This window comes from Arthrobacter sp. TE12232 (genome assembly GCF_054062615.1).
In genome coordinates, this window is the sequence record NZ_JBSSFK010000001.1 from 4,202,344 (window position 1) to 4,216,551 (window position 14,208).

At 68.9% G+C, this 14,208-nt stretch carries 17 protein-coding genes; 16 read left to right on the plus strand and 1 reads right to left on the minus strand.

Annotated features, from left to right (window positions below):
* Positions 1-58 precede the first annotated feature (58 nt).
* The 16 genes from ACVWZ7_RS18765 to ACVWZ7_RS18840 all read left to right on the plus strand — a co-directional run bounded on the left by ACVWZ7_RS18765 (position 59) and on the right by ACVWZ7_RS18840 (position 12,747).
* On the plus strand, positions 59-934 hold the full coding sequence (locus ACVWZ7_RS18765; RefSeq protein WP_456508727.1) for a VOC family protein: 876 nt from the start codon (positions 59-61) through the stop codon (positions 932-934).
* A 316-nt stretch (positions 935-1,250) separates the two neighbouring features.
* Complete coding sequence (locus tag ACVWZ7_RS18770) at positions 1,251-1,688, plus strand: hypothetical protein (protein ID WP_456508728.1); 438 nt, start codon at positions 1,251-1,253, stop codon at positions 1,686-1,688.
* A 186-nt stretch (positions 1,689-1,874) separates the two neighbouring features.
* The gene (gene rpsP, locus ACVWZ7_RS18775; RefSeq protein WP_091256308.1) at positions 1,875-2,300 is read left to right on the plus strand and encodes a 30S ribosomal protein S16; all 426 of its coding nucleotides are present in this window, start codon (positions 1,875-1,877) and stop codon (positions 2,298-2,300) included.
* A gap of 1 nt (position 2,301) precedes the next feature.
* Positions 2,302-2,544 carry an RNA-binding protein gene (locus tag ACVWZ7_RS18780; protein ID WP_018773450.1) on the plus strand — a complete coding sequence of 81 codons (243 nt, stop codon included), beginning with the start codon at positions 2,302-2,304 and terminating at the stop codon, positions 2,542-2,544.
* A 110-nt stretch (positions 2,545-2,654) separates the two neighbouring features.
* Complete coding sequence (gene rimM / locus ACVWZ7_RS18785; protein ID WP_456508729.1) at positions 2,655-3,242, plus strand: ribosome maturation factor RimM; 588 nt, start codon at positions 2,655-2,657, stop codon at positions 3,240-3,242.
* Complete coding sequence (trmD, locus tag ACVWZ7_RS18790) at positions 3,243-4,064, plus strand: tRNA (guanosine(37)-N1)-methyltransferase TrmD (protein WP_456508730.1); 822 nt, start codon at positions 3,243-3,245, stop codon at positions 4,062-4,064.
* 235 nt (positions 4,065-4,299) lie between these two features.
* Positions 4,300-4,659, plus strand: a complete 360-nt coding sequence (gene rplS / locus ACVWZ7_RS18795; protein ID WP_091256284.1) for a 50S ribosomal protein L19 — start codon at positions 4,300-4,302, stop codon at positions 4,657-4,659.
* 118 nt (positions 4,660-4,777) lie between these two features.
* The gene (gene lepB, locus ACVWZ7_RS18800; RefSeq protein ID WP_456508731.1) at positions 4,778-5,452 is read left to right on the plus strand and encodes a signal peptidase I; all 675 of its coding nucleotides are present in this window, start codon (positions 4,778-4,780) and stop codon (positions 5,450-5,452) included.
* Positions 5,453-6,397: a signal peptidase I gene (gene lepB / locus ACVWZ7_RS18805; protein ID WP_456508732.1), complete on the plus strand. Its 945-nt coding sequence runs from the start codon at positions 5,453-5,455 to the stop codon at positions 6,395-6,397.
* Positions 6,398-6,407: 10 nt separating this feature from the next.
* Complete coding sequence (locus tag ACVWZ7_RS18810; RefSeq protein WP_344368122.1) at positions 6,408-7,073, plus strand: ribonuclease HII; 666 nt, start codon at positions 6,408-6,410, stop codon at positions 7,071-7,073.
* Between the two features lie 93 nt (positions 7,074-7,166).
* A complete protein-coding gene (locus ACVWZ7_RS18815) occupies positions 7,167-7,493 on the plus strand; it encodes a DUF2469 domain-containing protein (protein WP_018773443.1) in 327 nt (108 codons plus the stop codon).
* 148 nt (positions 7,494-7,641) lie between these two features.
* On the plus strand, positions 7,642-7,998 hold the full coding sequence (locus tag ACVWZ7_RS18820; protein WP_456508733.1) for a YraN family protein: 357 nt from the start codon (positions 7,642-7,644) through the stop codon (positions 7,996-7,998).
* Positions 7,999-9,546, plus strand: coding sequence for a YifB family Mg chelatase-like AAA ATPase (locus ACVWZ7_RS18825; RefSeq protein ID WP_456508734.1), 1,548 nt, complete (start codon positions 7,999-8,001; stop codon positions 9,544-9,546). It begins immediately after the preceding gene.
* Between the two features lie 49 nt (positions 9,547-9,595).
* A complete protein-coding gene (gene dprA / locus ACVWZ7_RS18830; protein WP_456508735.1) occupies positions 9,596-10,783 on the plus strand; it encodes a DNA-processing protein DprA in 1,188 nt (395 codons plus the stop codon).
* A 63-nt stretch (positions 10,784-10,846) separates the two neighbouring features.
* A complete protein-coding gene (locus ACVWZ7_RS18835; protein WP_456509151.1) occupies positions 10,847-11,803 on the plus strand; it encodes a tyrosine recombinase XerC in 957 nt (318 codons plus the stop codon).
* 440 nt (positions 11,804-12,243) lie between these two features.
* Positions 12,244-12,747, plus strand: a complete 504-nt coding sequence (locus ACVWZ7_RS18840; RefSeq protein WP_091256295.1) for a DUF3145 domain-containing protein — start codon at positions 12,244-12,246, stop codon at positions 12,745-12,747.
* Positions 12,748-12,890: 143 nt separating this feature from the next.
* Here ACVWZ7_RS18840 and fabF read toward each other — a convergent pair whose 3' ends face one another.
* Entirely contained in the window at positions 12,891-14,126 is a 1,236-nt protein-coding gene (gene fabF / locus ACVWZ7_RS18845) for a beta-ketoacyl-ACP synthase II (protein WP_116766638.1), read from the minus strand.
* Positions 14,127-14,208 lie beyond the last annotated feature (82 nt).

Sequence of the window (14,208 nt, forward strand, 5' to 3'; positions counted from 1 at the left end):
TTTAATACTATGCAAGGTCACCGAAAGCCCGGTGGCCACTGACCCCCGGAGAGTTTCAATGACCGCAGAAGCCAGCACCCAGGATCTCCTTCCTGCCGCACTCACCATGGGCACCGTGATGCTCAAGGTTGGCGACATGAAGCTCATGACCGACTACTACCAGCGCGCCCTCGGCCTGGACATCGTGGCCGAACAGGACGGCGGACTCTACCTTGGCCGCCGGCAGAAGCCCCTGGTCCACCTGGCGCCCGCCCCGGGCTTGAATCTGCCCTCCCGCGGCGAAGCCGGGCTCTTCCACACCGCCCTCCTCTTCGAGGACCAACACTCCCTGGCGGCCACCGTTGCCAGCGCGGCCCAGTACGAGCCCCAGTCCTTCACCGGCAGCGCGGACCACCTCGTCAGCGAGGCCTTCTACTTCAACGACCCCGAAGGCAACGGCATCGAGCTGTACTGGGACCGGCCGCGGCAGGACTGGTCCTGGGAAGGCAAGAACGTCGTCATGGACAGCCTGGCCCTGCCGCCGCAGCGCTACTTGCAGCAGCACCTGACCGAAGAGTCCCTGAGCGGCCAGCGCGAGGCGGCCGCCGGCGTCGGGCACGTGCACCTGCAGGTGGGCGACGTCCACACTGCGCATGAGTTCTATGTCGGCACCCTGGGCTTCGAAAAGACCGCGGGCTGGCATGGCCAGGCCCTGTTCGTCTCGGCCGGAGACTACCACCACCACATGGCCATGAACGTCTGGAACAGCCGCGGCGCCGGCCCCCGACGCGACACCCTGGGCCTGGGCGAGGTGCTCATCGAAGTGCCCTCCGGTGACGACGTCGGTTCCCTGGCTGACCGCCTCAAGGTGGCCGGCGTCGACTCGCACCACACCGGCGCCGAACTGCGCTTCGAGGACCCATGGCGCAACCGCATCCGCGTCGCCGTGCGCTAAGGGAGTGCTTTTCGGTGAACATGTCCAGCGTTCACAGCTCCCCGCCGGACATGCACGCTGTTCACTGACAGGACCGCTGGACATGTCCATCGGTCGCGGCCGGGAATGGACATAGCGGCCATATGTCCATTGCCCGCGGTCAGGGGAGGGCATGTCCGCGGGCGAGGCCAGATGACGCACGGTCCGGCACGGTCAACGAGGGCACGGTCACCGAGGGCATGTCCAGCGGCCGGGGCGCGGCTGCGCTGAAGCGATTAGGCTGAAGCGACGCCAAAAACAGCGGCCAAGCGCCGCCAGACATCTAAGGACCAGCTGCATGGGATTTACTGAAATCTTTGTGTCCACCCACGACGCCGCCCTCAAACGCGCCGGCGCGCTCGAAGCGGGCGGCGCGGCCGCCCCGGACGCCGTGCGCATCCCGGACATCAGCGACTTCGAGGTCGAACGGCTCGGCGACCTCGCCGGAGTGGCCGTGCACGCCCCGGGCGCGGACTACGAACTGGCGATGGTGGACGTGGCCAGCGACTCCCTGCTCGGCGTCCCCTCCGCCATGGTCCGGACGCTCGCGGAACTGCTCAGCTACGAAACCGAGGGGGAGGGCGACATCCTCGAGGACGTTGCGGCCACCTGGGCCGCCGAGGAGGACATGCCCTTCGGCGCGGACCAGGCCCGGGCATATGTGCGCCGGATCGCCGAACTGGCCGCCGGAATCGACCCCGCCACCAAGTCCGGACTCTATGTCTGGACGTCCTGACCGGACGGCCAGGCCGTGTCAAGTCGAAATCCTGCCGGTCATCTGGCACAATGAACAGGTACTCGATCTGCGTGGCCCCTCTCTCCGCGTCCGGATCTTGTCCTTTAGAACCCCCTAGTACGGCCCGCCCCACGGGTGCAGAACGCCGGGCTCGACCCCGTTTCAGAAACAGGAGTGACCACAAAAGTGGCCGTAAAGATTCGCCTTAAGCGCTTCGGTAAGATGCGCGCACCGTACTACCGCATCGTCGTCATGGACGCACGCTCCAAGCGTGATGGCCGTGCCATCGAAGAGATCGGCAAGTACCACCCGACCGAAGAGCCCTCGTACATCGAGGTCGACACGGACCGTGCCCAGTACTGGCTCGGCGTCGGCGCACAGCCGTCCGAGCAGGTTGCCGCGATCCTCAAGATCACCGGTGATTGGCAGAAGTTCAAGGGTCTCCCGGGCCAGGAGGGAACCTTGAAGACGAAGGCTCCCAAGGCTGCCTTCGTTACGCCGGAAAAGGGTTCCGTGATCATCCCGGAAGCCATCACCAAGAAGGCCAAGAAGGACGAAGCTGCCGAGGCTCCCGCCGACGCCGCCGAAGCAGAGACCACCGAGGCTGAGTAAATTGCTGGCAGAAGCGCTCGAACACCTGGTCCGCGGGATTGTTGACAGCCCCGAGGACGTCAAGGTCAGTGCGAAGAACAACCGCCGCGGGGAAACCCTCGAGGTGCGCGTTCATCAGGACGACCTCGGACGGGTGATCGGCCGGCAGGGCCGGACCGCACGCGCACTGCGCACTGTGGTTGCGGCGCTGGCGGACGGCGAGCCGGTCAGGGTCGACGTCGTCGACACGGACCGCCGCCGCTAACGCGTTCAGCATTACTTGTCTTTAGCCCGGCCCCTTCACCAGATAATGGTGGAGGGGCCGGACTGTTTTCCGCGCCAACCAACCCCGACCCACCCCGAACAGAGGAACAGATGCAGCTCCAGGTCGCACGAATCGGCAAACCCCACGGCATCCGCGGCGAAGTGACCGTCCAGGTGCTCACCGATGCGCCCGGCGACCGCTTTGTCCCCGGTACGCAGTTCATCGTGGAACCCGCGTCCTCCGGGCCGCTGACGGTGTTCAGCGCCCGCTGGAACAAAGACATCCTGCTGCTGGCCTTCGACGAGATCGAGACCCGCAACCAGGCCGAGACCCTGCGCGGGGCCAAGCTGTTCATCGAAACCGAGGACATCGGCGCCGACGACGACGATGAAGGCTGGTACGAGCACGAGCTCGTGGGCCTGGACGTCCGGGTGGGCGGCAGCGTGGTGGGCAAGGTCTCCGGACTGCACACGATGCCCGTCCAGGACCTGCTGGTGGTCACCACGGCCGAGGGTCAGGAAGTCCTGGTCCCGTTTGTCGAGCAGATCGTGCCGGAGGTCAACGTGGGGGACAAGTACCTGGTGGTCACCCCGCCGCCCGGACTCTTCGAGGTCAACGCGGACGAGTCCGCTGACGAGCCGGCCGCCGGGAGCCAGTCGGCTGGAGAACGCGGCACCGAGGCCGGGAGCAACGCCTAGATGAGAATCGACGTCGTCAGCATCTTCCCGGAGTATCTGGCCCCGCTGGAGCTTTCCCTGATCGGCAAGGCCCGTCAGGACGGCCTGCTGGACCTGCGGGTCCATGACCTGCGGGACTTCACGACCGACCGGCACCGCACGGTCGACGACACGCCCTATGGCGGCGGCGCCGGGATGGTCATGAAGCCCGAGCCTTGGGCGCAGGCCCTCACCGCCGTCGCGGCCGAGGGGTCCGGGGACGCTGCGGGTGCAGGGGATTCCGGGGATGCCTGCAAGCCGGTGCTGATCGTCCCCTCGCCGGCGGGCGAGAGGTTCACGCAGGCCACCGCGCATCAGCTCGCCGAGGAGGACCAGCTGGTCTTCGCCTGCGGCCGGTACGAGGGCATCGACGAACGCGTCCTGGAATGGGCGGCCGACCACTTCACGGTGCGTCCCATGAGCCTGGGGGACTACGTCCTCAACGGCGGCGAGGTCGCCGTCCTGGCCATGGTTGAAGCCATCGGGCGGCTGCTGCCCGGCGTCGTCGGCAACCCCGAATCGCTCGTCGAAGAATCCCACTCGGACGGGCTGCTCGAATACCCCGTCTACACGAAGCCCTCCAGCTGGCGGGACCGTGACGTCCCGGCGGTGCTGCTGAGCGGCAACCACGGCAAGATCGCCCAGTGGCGGCGGCACGAACAGTACCGGCGCACTGCCGAACGGCGCCCGGATCTCCTGGCCGGGTTCGACGCCGGTACGCTGCCCCGCGCGGACCGCACCGCATTCGCCGACCTGGGGTACGACGTCGTCGACGGGCGCCTCGTGCCGCGCCCCGGCGCCTGAACTGTCGGGATTGGGCTAACCCGCACCAAATGTGGCAAAATTAGTCCTTGTGCCTGCTGGGTTGCGAACCTGCCACAGGGGGAGCGCTACCAACAGCCCGGCACCCCGGTCCCGTCTATTCCTGACAGGGCCGGATTGACAAACTTTCGGCGGACAATTCCGGGCGGCAATGCCCCCTGGCTTGGCCGCCGTAACCCAACGTGAGTGACCTGTGGCGTTCACCAGGAGTGGATCAATGCATATCCTCGATTCCGTAGACGCAGCCTCGCTGCGCACCGATGTTCCCGAGTTCCGCGCGGGTGACACCATCAAGGTTCACGTGAACATCATCGAAGGCAAGAACTCCCGCGTCCAGGTCTTCCAGGGCTTCGTCCTGGGCCGCCAGGGCGACGGCGTCCGCGAAACCTTCACCGTCCGCAAGGTCTCCTTCGGCGTCGGCGTGGAGCGTACCTTCCCGGTGCACTCCCCGATCATCGACAAGATCGAGCTCGTCTCCAAGGGTGACGTGCGCCGCGCCAAGCTTTACTACATGCGTAACCTGCGTGGTAAGGCCGCGAAGATCAAGGAAAAGCGCGACTTCCAGACCGCCAAGTAAGTCCTCCCGGACTTCCACGCAGTCTTCCGCCGCGGTTCCACGGACCGTGCCCGGCGTGCCGCCGGAGCTATCCGCAACAGCGCACTTTAGTTCACGACAGCGCCAAGGGATACGGAACATGGAACAGCCAAAACGCCAGCCCAGGAAACCGGGCTGGCGTTTTGCGTTGCTGGCCCTGGTGCTCGCGGTGGCCATCAGCGCCGTGGTCCGCTCGCTGTGGGTGGATGTCTACTACATCCCGTCCGCGTCCATGGAACCGCTCCTGCTCACCGGGGACCGGATCCTTGTGGAGCGGACCGGCCCTGAGTCCCTGAACCGGGGCGACGTCGTGGTCTTCGACGGGCGAGGCTCCTTCGCCCCGCTGAACAGCGGCAACGGACCCGTGGTGGACGCCCTCGCCGAAGCCGGACGCTGGCTGGGCCTCGCCGGCAGCGACACCACGTACGTCAAGCGTGTGATCGGCCTGCCCGGAGACCGCGTGGTGTGCTGCGACGCCAGCGGCCGGCTCACAGTCAACGGCCAGCAAGTTGCGGAACCCTATGTGTACCCGGGGGACACCCCGAGTGAAATGAAGTTCAGTGTTGAGGTGCCGGCCGGGCGGCTGTGGCTCATGGGGGACCACCGCTCCCTCTCGGCCGATTCCCGGAGCCTCCTCGGCGCCCCCGGCGGCGGCATGGTGCCGTTGGAACGCGTCATCGGCCGGCCGGTACAGATCATCTGGCCGCTTGATAGATTTGCAGCAGTAGCGCGGCCCCAACCGGCTGCGACAACGACGACGACGAACGGACAGTAGATGCCCGAGACCGAACCGCGCACTCCTGATCCGCAGGGCCAGGACCTACCCCGGGTGACCTCCTCGGCGATCCCCGACGAGCAGGACACCAGCGGCGGAGCGCCGCGCGCGGACCGGCCTGATTCCGACCGGCCTGGTTCTGACCGGCCTGGTTCTGACAGTGCCGTCGCTGGCGGGGCTGCCGTGGCTGCCCACGAGGAGCGGCCTGCCGGACCTGCCCACGCCGGGAAGTCCTCCCGGCGGGCCAAGCGGGCCAAGGCCCGTGAAGGGCGCAGCCCGCTCTTCCTGTGGCTGAAGGAGGTGGCCACCGTGGTCGTCGTGGCGGTCGTGCTGTCCTTCCTGATCAAGACCTTCCTGTTCCGGGCTTTCTACATTCCCTCCGAATCCATGGTCAACACCCTCGACGTGAACGACCGCATCTTCGTCAACCTCCTCGTGCCGCAGCCCATCGCCCTCCAGCGCGGCGACGTCGTGGTGTTCCGGGACAGCCAGGGCTGGCTCGCCCCCGCAGCCCAGAAGACGAAAGGCCCCTTCACCTGGGTGCAGGACGGGCTGACGTTCGTCGGCCTGCTCCCGGACAACTCCGAACAGCACCTGGTCAAGCGCGTCATCGGGCTCCCCGGCGACCACGTGGTCTGCTGCGACGCCGGCGGACAGCTCACCATCAACGGCGCGCCGCTGGACGAGAAGTACATCAATCCCGCCGAGATTCCCCAGGTCCGTGACTTCGACGTCGTCGTGCCGGCCGGCAAGGTCTGGGTCATGGGCGACAATCGCAACCACTCCGCGGACTCACGCGCCCACATGGACACCAACGGCGGATTCGTCAACGAGTCGGACATCGAAGGCCAGGCCGCCGTCATCGCCTGGCCGCTGAACAGGATCTCGGCACTGGACAACTATCCGGGCGTGTTCCGCAGTGTGCCCGCCCCGGCCGGAAAGTAAGCCGCCCGCCATGTCCGACGCCCCCACCCTCGACTACGAACGCCGCTTCCGCCGCTCCGGCGCGCGGCTGCTCGCGGGCATCGATGAGGTCGGCCGCGGTGCCCTCGCCGGCCCCGTCAGTGTGGGGATCGCCGTCGTCGACCTGCAACGGCAGAAGCTCCTGGCCGATGTCCGGGACAGCAAGCTGCTCAAGGTCGCCGACCGTGAGCGGCTGGTGCCGGTGGTCCGGGACTGGAGCGTCGCGTCCGCCGTCGGGCACGCGTCCGCGAACGAGATCGACGAGCTCGGTATCATCGGCGCCCTGCGGCTGGCCGGCAACCGCGCCTGGTGCGCCGTCCTCGCCGCCGGCGTCCGGCCCGAGGTCGTCCTGCTCGACGGCAGCCACAACTGGCTCTCGCCCGATCTCCAGCCCTCACTGTTTGACGAGGCTCCCGCCGACCCCGGCTGCGACGCCCCGGTGCACACGCTCGTGAAAGCCGACATGCAGTGCCTCAGCGTCGCCGCGGCCAGCATCCTTGCCAAGGTGGAACGGGACCGGATGATGAGCGAGCTGCACATCGAATACCCGGGCTACGGCTGGGACGAGAACAAGGGCTACGGTACCGCCGCGCACAAAGAAGCGCTCCGTGCCGCCGGTCCCACGCCGTACCACAGGGTCAGCTGGCAGCTGCTCTAGCGTGGCGCGGCCGCACTCCCGTCCCCATCGCGATGGCCGGCGCGGACCGGACTTGTGGCGCGCGGCCGGCGCCGGATGGTGCAAGATGGAACCATGAGTGCCGAGGACCTTGAAAACTATGAAACCGACATGGAGCTACAGCTCTACCGCGAATACCGCGACGTCGTCGGGCTGTTCAGCTATGTGGTCGAGACCGAGCGGCGTTTCTACCTTGCCAACCACGTAGACCTGCAGGCCCGCAGCGCCGACGGCGAGGTCTACTTCGACCTCACACTGCAGGACGCCTGGGTGTGGGACGTTTACCGCTCCGCCCGGTTCGTCAAGAGCGTCCGCGTCATCACGTTCAAGGACGTCAACGTCGAGGAACTGCCCCGCAGTGAGGAACTGGCCCTGCCCAAGGTCGAGGACCTCGGCAACTGATCCCCGCGGGAACTTTCGCGGCAGCCGGCTGCCGCTGTATTTGCGCGACTCTTCCTCCACAGGGCCCGCGTAGGGACTTTCCATGAGGGTTTCCACATAGCCCAAGTGTGCTCTATGGCCGTTCCCGGCGGCGCTGCACGCTGGAGGCATGAGAGCTAAGGATGTGCTGGGCCGGCGCGGGGAGGACCTCGCCGCCGGGTACCTTGAATCGCTTGGTATGCGAGTGCTGGAGCGGAACTGGCGCTGCCCTGAGGGCGAGATCGACATTGTCGCGCTCGACGGCGACGCCCTGGTCATCGCCGAGGTGAAAACCCGTAAATCCCTCGCGTACGGCCATCCCTTCGAGGCAGTCGGCGCGGACAAGCTGGCCCGGCTCCGCCGCCTGGCGTCTGCGTGGTGCCGTGTCCAGGGGCTGGGCGCGCCGCCCTGCCGCGTGGACGTGATCGCCGTGATCGACGACGGCACCGGCGAGCCCGCCGTCGAGCACCTCGAGGGGGTGGGGTAGGTGGGGCTGGGCCGGAGCTATTCGGTCGCCCTGGTGGGCCTCAACGGCTACATCGTGGAGGTCGAGGCCGACATCGGCCAGACCCTGCCGGCGTTCGTGATCCTGGGACTGCCGGACGCCTCGCTCAACGAGGCCAAGGAACGGATCCGCTCCGCCGCCCAGAACTCGGGAATCCCGCTGAGCCGCCGGAAAATTACGGCCAACCTGATCCCGGCGTCCCTGCCCAAGCGCGGCTCGGGCTTCGACCTCGCCATTGCCATGGCCGTCCTGCTGGCGGCGAATGACATCCGGTCCACCGGCCGCACCGTCTTCATCGCCGAGCTCGGCCTGGACGGCCGTCTGCGGCCCGTGCGGGGCATCCTTCCGGCGGTGATGGCCGCGGTGCGGGCCGGCTACCCGGAGGTCGTGGTGGCCAGGGCCAACGTGGCCGAGGCCGAACTCGTCCCGGGCGCACGGGTCCGCGGCTACGCCACGCTGGCCAGACTCGCGTTCGACTGCGGCGCGGATCCGCAGGACCTCGCCCTGGACTTCGAGCCCGAGCCCGAGGACGCCGACAGCCCCGATCCCGGCACCGGTCCCGCACTGGCGCCGGACATGTGCGATGTCTCCGGGCAGGCCGCGGCGCGCCGTGCCCTGGAAGTGGCCGCCGCGGGTGCCCACCACCTTCTGCTGACGGGGCCGCCCGGTGCCGGGAAGACCATGCTGGCCGAGCGGTTGCCCGGCCTCCTGCCGGACCTGGGCGACACCGAGGCCATGGAGGTGACCGCCATCCACTCCTTGTGCTCGCTGCCCTCGGGCTCCGTGCAGCTGCTGCGCCGGCCGCCCTACGAGAACCCACACCACACCGCGACGGCGGTGGCCATCATCGGCGGCGGGTCAGGGCTGCCGCGCCCCGGGGCAGCGTCCCGCGCGCACCGCGGAGTGCTCTTCCTCGACGAGGCCCCCGAGTACGACCGCGGCGTCCTGGACGCCCTGCGGCAGCCGCTGGAAAGCGGCGAGCTGGTCATCCACCGCTCGGCCGGGGCCGCGGCCTATCCCGCCCGGTTCCAGCTGGTCCTCGCGGCCAACCCCTGTCCCTGCGGCAAGGCCACCGGGAAGGGAGTGGACTGCGTCTGCACACCCACCATGCGCCGCCGCTACCAGGCCCGGCTCTCCGGCCCGTTGCTGGACAGGGTCGACATCCAGCTCGAAGTGGAGCGCGTCTCGCTCGCCGGCTTCGGCCAGCCCGCGGCCGAGGAAGGCACTGCGAGCATCGCAGAGCGCGTCCGCGCGGCCCGGGCCCGTCAGCTGGAGCGGCTGCTGCCCTTCGGACTGGAAACGAACGCGCAGGTGCCGGGACGGCTACTCCGCGGAACCCTGCGGCTTAGTGCATCCACCACGCGTGTCCTGGACTACGCCCTGGAACGCGGCGTCCTGACAGCTCGCGGCTACGACCGCGTGCTGCGCCTCGCGTGGACGCTGGCGGACCTGTCCCGGCACGACGTCCCGGACACGGACGACGTCGGCCAGGCGCTGGGCCTCCGCCAGGCCGCGACGGCGGCTCCCTGAGCCCGGGCACGACCCCGCACCCCCCAAACGCCACGCGAAAGGAAGCACCATGAGCGACGACGAACGAACCGCCCGGGCCGCACTGTCCCGCCTCTTCGAGCCTCAGGACGCGGCGGCCCTGGCCCTGGTGCAGGCCGCAGGAGCGCAGGACGCCCTGAGGATCGCGTGCGGCCGGCTCGCCGCCGGTCCGGAGCTGGAACGGGAGATCACCGCGATCCTGGCAGAGAGCGGCTCCGGCATCAGCTGGTCAGGGTTGGCCGGGGCGCTGCAGCGCTGGGCGCCGCGCATCCCCGACCTCGCGCCGGAACGGGACCTGGCCACCATGCGCCGGCTCGGCGGACGGATCATCATCCCCTCAGATGAGCTGTGGCCCCGGCAGCTGGCCGACCTCGGACTCCAGGAGCCCGTGTGCCTGTGGTGGCGCGGCGTCGAGCAGGAGCTGCCGCCCGCGGCCAAAGCCATCGCCCTGGTGGGCTCCCGGGACAGCACCAGCTACGGCGCCTCGGTGACGGGTGACCTCGCGTACTCCCTGGCCCAGCGCGGCTTCACCGTCGTCTCCGGCGGCGCCTATGGGATTGATGCCCACGCCCACAGGGCCGCGCTGGCCGGAGGCACGGGCGCCCTGCCCACCATCGCGGTCATGGCCGGGGGAGTTGACCGCTTCTATCCCGCCGGGAACGAGGACCTGCTCCGGGCCGTGGCGGACCATGGCGCAGTCCTGGCCGAAGTCCCGCCCGGATCCGCACCCACCCGCTACCGGTTCCTCCAGCGGAACCGGCTCATTGCGGCCTTGGCCTCCGTCACGGTAGTGGTCGAGGCCAGGTGGCGCTCCGGCGCCCTCAACACGGCCCACCACGCCGAAAGCCTGGGCAGAGCCGTGGGCGCCGTGCCCGGATCCATCCACAGCGCCAACTCCGCCGGCTGCCACCGGCTGCTTCGGGAAGGCGGGGCCGTGTGCGTCACGGACGCGGGGGAAATCGCCGAGCTCGCCTCCCCGAGTGGTGAGGCCCTGCCCCCGGACAAGGCCGGCCGGACAGAAGTCCATGACGGCCTCACCCTCGAGGACCTGATCCTGCTCGATGCGTTGCCGCTGCGGACCACGAGCTCGGTCGAGAAGCTGGCCGTGGTGGGTGGCTTGAGCGTGGAATCGGTCCGTGCCGGACTTGGCCGGCTCGGGCTGCTGGGGCTGGCCGAATCCCGGCACGGCGGCTGGAAACGCTCCGGGAAAGCGACCTGACATGGCCGCCGACGCCCGCATGCAGCGGCCGGTATGCCGCGGCTCGCCGCCCGGCTCCTGAGAATGCCCCCGGAATACTGCCACAGTAGGAAGGTGTCTACACAGGATCTCCCCGCCGCACTCGACGGCGCCGCCGCACGCTTCGGCCGCTACCTGGAAGCTGAGCGGGGGAGGTCGGCCCATACGGTGCGGGCGTATCTCTCCGACGTCGAAAGCCTGCTGACCCATGCCGCGACTGAAGGGATCCAGGACCTGGCCGGGCTGGAACTCGGAGCCCTGCGGCGCTGGCTTGGTGCCCAGAGTGAGTCCGGCAAATCCCGCGCCACGCTGGCTCGCCGCGCCGCCACCGCCCGGGCGTTCACCGCATGGGCCGTCCGCGAGGAGCTGATCGACGCCGATCCCGCGCTGCGGCTCAAGGCCCCGAAACGGGAGAAGTCCCTGCCCGGCGTCCTGCACCAGCAACAGGTCCAGCGGCTCGTGGACGATGCCGAAGCCGCCTCCGCGGAGGGGGAACCGCTGGCCCTGCGCAACCGCGCCATGCTCGAACTGCTCTACGCCACGGGCGTCCGGGTCGGGGAGCTGGCCGGGATGGATGTGGATGACCTCGACCCGGACCGCAGGACCCTGCGGGTACTCGGCAAAGGCAACAAGGAACGCACGGTGCCCTACGGGCTTCCGGCGGCGCTCGCCGTCGACGACTGGCTCCGTCGGGGCCGGCCGGCCCTCGCCACCGGGTCCAGCGGCCCGGCGCTCTTCCTGGGCGCGCGCGGCGGCCGGGTGGATCAGCGCCAGGTCCGCAGCGTGGTCAAGGACATGCTGGAGAGGCTGGGGGACACCGCAGCCACCGGCCCGCACGCGCTGCGGCACTCCGCTGCGACGCACCTGCTCGACGGCGGGGCGGACCTGCGGGCCGTGCAGGAAATCCTCGGCCACAGCAGCCTTGCCACCACGCAGATCTACACCCACGTGTCCGTGGAGAGGCTCCGGCAAAGCTACCAGCAGGCGCACCCCCGGGCCTGATCCCCGGCTTCCAGCGCGACGTCCGTGCCCTCCGGTACAGGGGCCGCCGCGTGGAGCGACAGCAGCCACGGCGCCAGCCTCCTCACGGGTCCCGTCATCCGCCCCGCAGCCCTTCGCCGTCAGCCCCGTCGGCCGCCCCGTCAGCCCGTGATCCGCCCCGCCGGGCGCTCCCCTCGCGGTCTCCGGAGACGAATTCGGCGCGCCGAAAAGGACGCGCCGAATCGCACTGGCGTAATTAGGAGGGGTAGGGCAGAATAAAACTCACGCCCGGGAAGTTTCAAGTTGAACTTGAAGCTGGAATGCACCACGTCCCAGCTTCGAACCCGGTTGTATATTAGTAGTCTGGCAGGGACCGCTGGCACAATTTCGGATCCGCGCAACAGACAGACATCCAGGCAGAGGTCGTTGGGGAAGACGTACCTACAGCTATGGAGGATGGAATGTCTGTTGCACTGACCCGCGGTGTGTTGTTCGTTCACTCGGCCCCGACTGCCTTGTGCCCCCACGTCGAGTGGGCCATAGGGTCTGTCGTGGACAAGCGGACGGATCTGGAGTGGACCCCGCAGCCTGCCGCGCCCGGAATGTTCCGGGCCGAGCTGTCGTGGACCGGTACGCCGGGCACGGGGGCTCAATTGGCGTCCGCTCTTCGCGGCTGGGCCCACCTGCGCTATGAAGTGACCGAAGAGCCGAGCCAGGGCGTCGACGGCGGACGCTGGTCACACACCCCGGAACTGGGGATCTTCCACGCCACCACCGACGTCCACGGCAACATCATGGTCTCCGAGGACCGCATCCGGTACGCCTACGAATCCGGTGCCGGCGACCCTTCGGCCGTCTACCACGAGCTCTCGCTCGCCCTGGGTGAGGCCTGGGACGAGGAACTCGAGCCGTTCCGCCACGCCGCCGAAGGCGCCCCCGTGCGCTGGCTCCACCAGGTCGGTTAGGGCCCGCCCAGCACAACACCAGGCGCACCACCGCAGCACTTCCATAGCTAGGCGCCAAACACAGATGGCGGCAATGTCCACGAGGAACATTGCCGCCATCTGTCATTCGGGCCAGCCGTCATTCAGCCGGGGCCGTGCAGCAACTACACGCTGCGTACCGCGATCACGGCGTTGTGTCCGCCGAAGCCGAACGAGTTGCTCAGCGCCGCAATGCTGCCGGCGGGCAGGTCGCGGGCCGTCGTGACGACGTCGAGCGGGATTTCCGGATCCTGGTTCTCGAGGTTGATGGTCACCGGCGCCTTGCGGTCGTACACGGCCATGACGGTCAGCACGGCCTCCACCGCACCGGAGGCGCCTAGCAGGTGCCCCATCTGCGACTTGGTGGCCGAGACCGCCACGCTGTCCACGTGCTTGCCCAGGGCGGCCTTGAGCGCCGTGTACTCGGGCTTGTCGCCGACCGGGGTGGAGGTGGCGTGCGCGTTGACGTGCACCACGTCTTCGGGCTGGATGCGGCCGTCGAACATGGCAGCCTTCAGCGCGCGGGTCGCGCCGAGGCCCTCGGGGTCCGGGGCGGTGATGTGGTAGGCGTCGGCGGTGACCGAGGTACCGGCGAGTTCGGCGTAGATCCGGGCGCCGCGGGCCAGGGCGTGTTCCTCGGCTTCGAGCACGAGGGCACCGGCGCCTTCGCCCATGACGAACCCGTCACGGTCGCGGTCGTAGGGGCGCGAGGCGTGCTCGGGATCGTCGTTGCGGCGCGAGAGGGCCTGCATGGAGGCGAACGCCGCGATCGGCATCGGGTGGATCGCGGCCTCGGCGCCGCCACAGACGACGACGTCGGCCTTGCCGGAGCGGATCAGGTCCAGGCCCATGTGGACGGCCTCGGTGCCGGATGCGCAGGCGGAGACGGGGGTGTGGGCGCCGGCACGGGCGCCCAGGTCGAGGCTGACCGCGGCGGCAGGGCCGTTGGGCATGAGCATCGGAACGGTCATGGGCAGGACGCGACGGGGGCCCTTTTCGCGCAGGGTGTCCCAGGCATCGAGGAGGGTCCAGACGCCGCCGATGCCGGTGGCGAAGGCCACGGCGAGGCGGTCGTGGTCGATCTCGGTGATCCCGGAGTCGGCCCAGGCCTCGCGGGAGGCAACCACGGCGAACTGCGTCGAGGGGTCCATGCGCTTGGCTTCGACACGGCTCAGGACCTCGAGGGCCGGGGTGGAGGCGCGTGCGGCGAAGTGAACGGGCAGTTCGTACTTTGCCACCCAGTCGTCCTCAAGCGTGTGCGCGCCGGAGACGCCCTTGAGCGCGTTCTTCCACATCGTGGGGACATCGCCGCCGATGGGTGTGGTGGCACCCAGCCCGGTAATGACTACTTTGCGTGCCATGGGATCACTCTCTGTCGGTGCGCCTGCCGTGTCCGGAACCGTGAAGGGGATGGCCGGGGCCTGCGTGGGGAAATCACTGGGG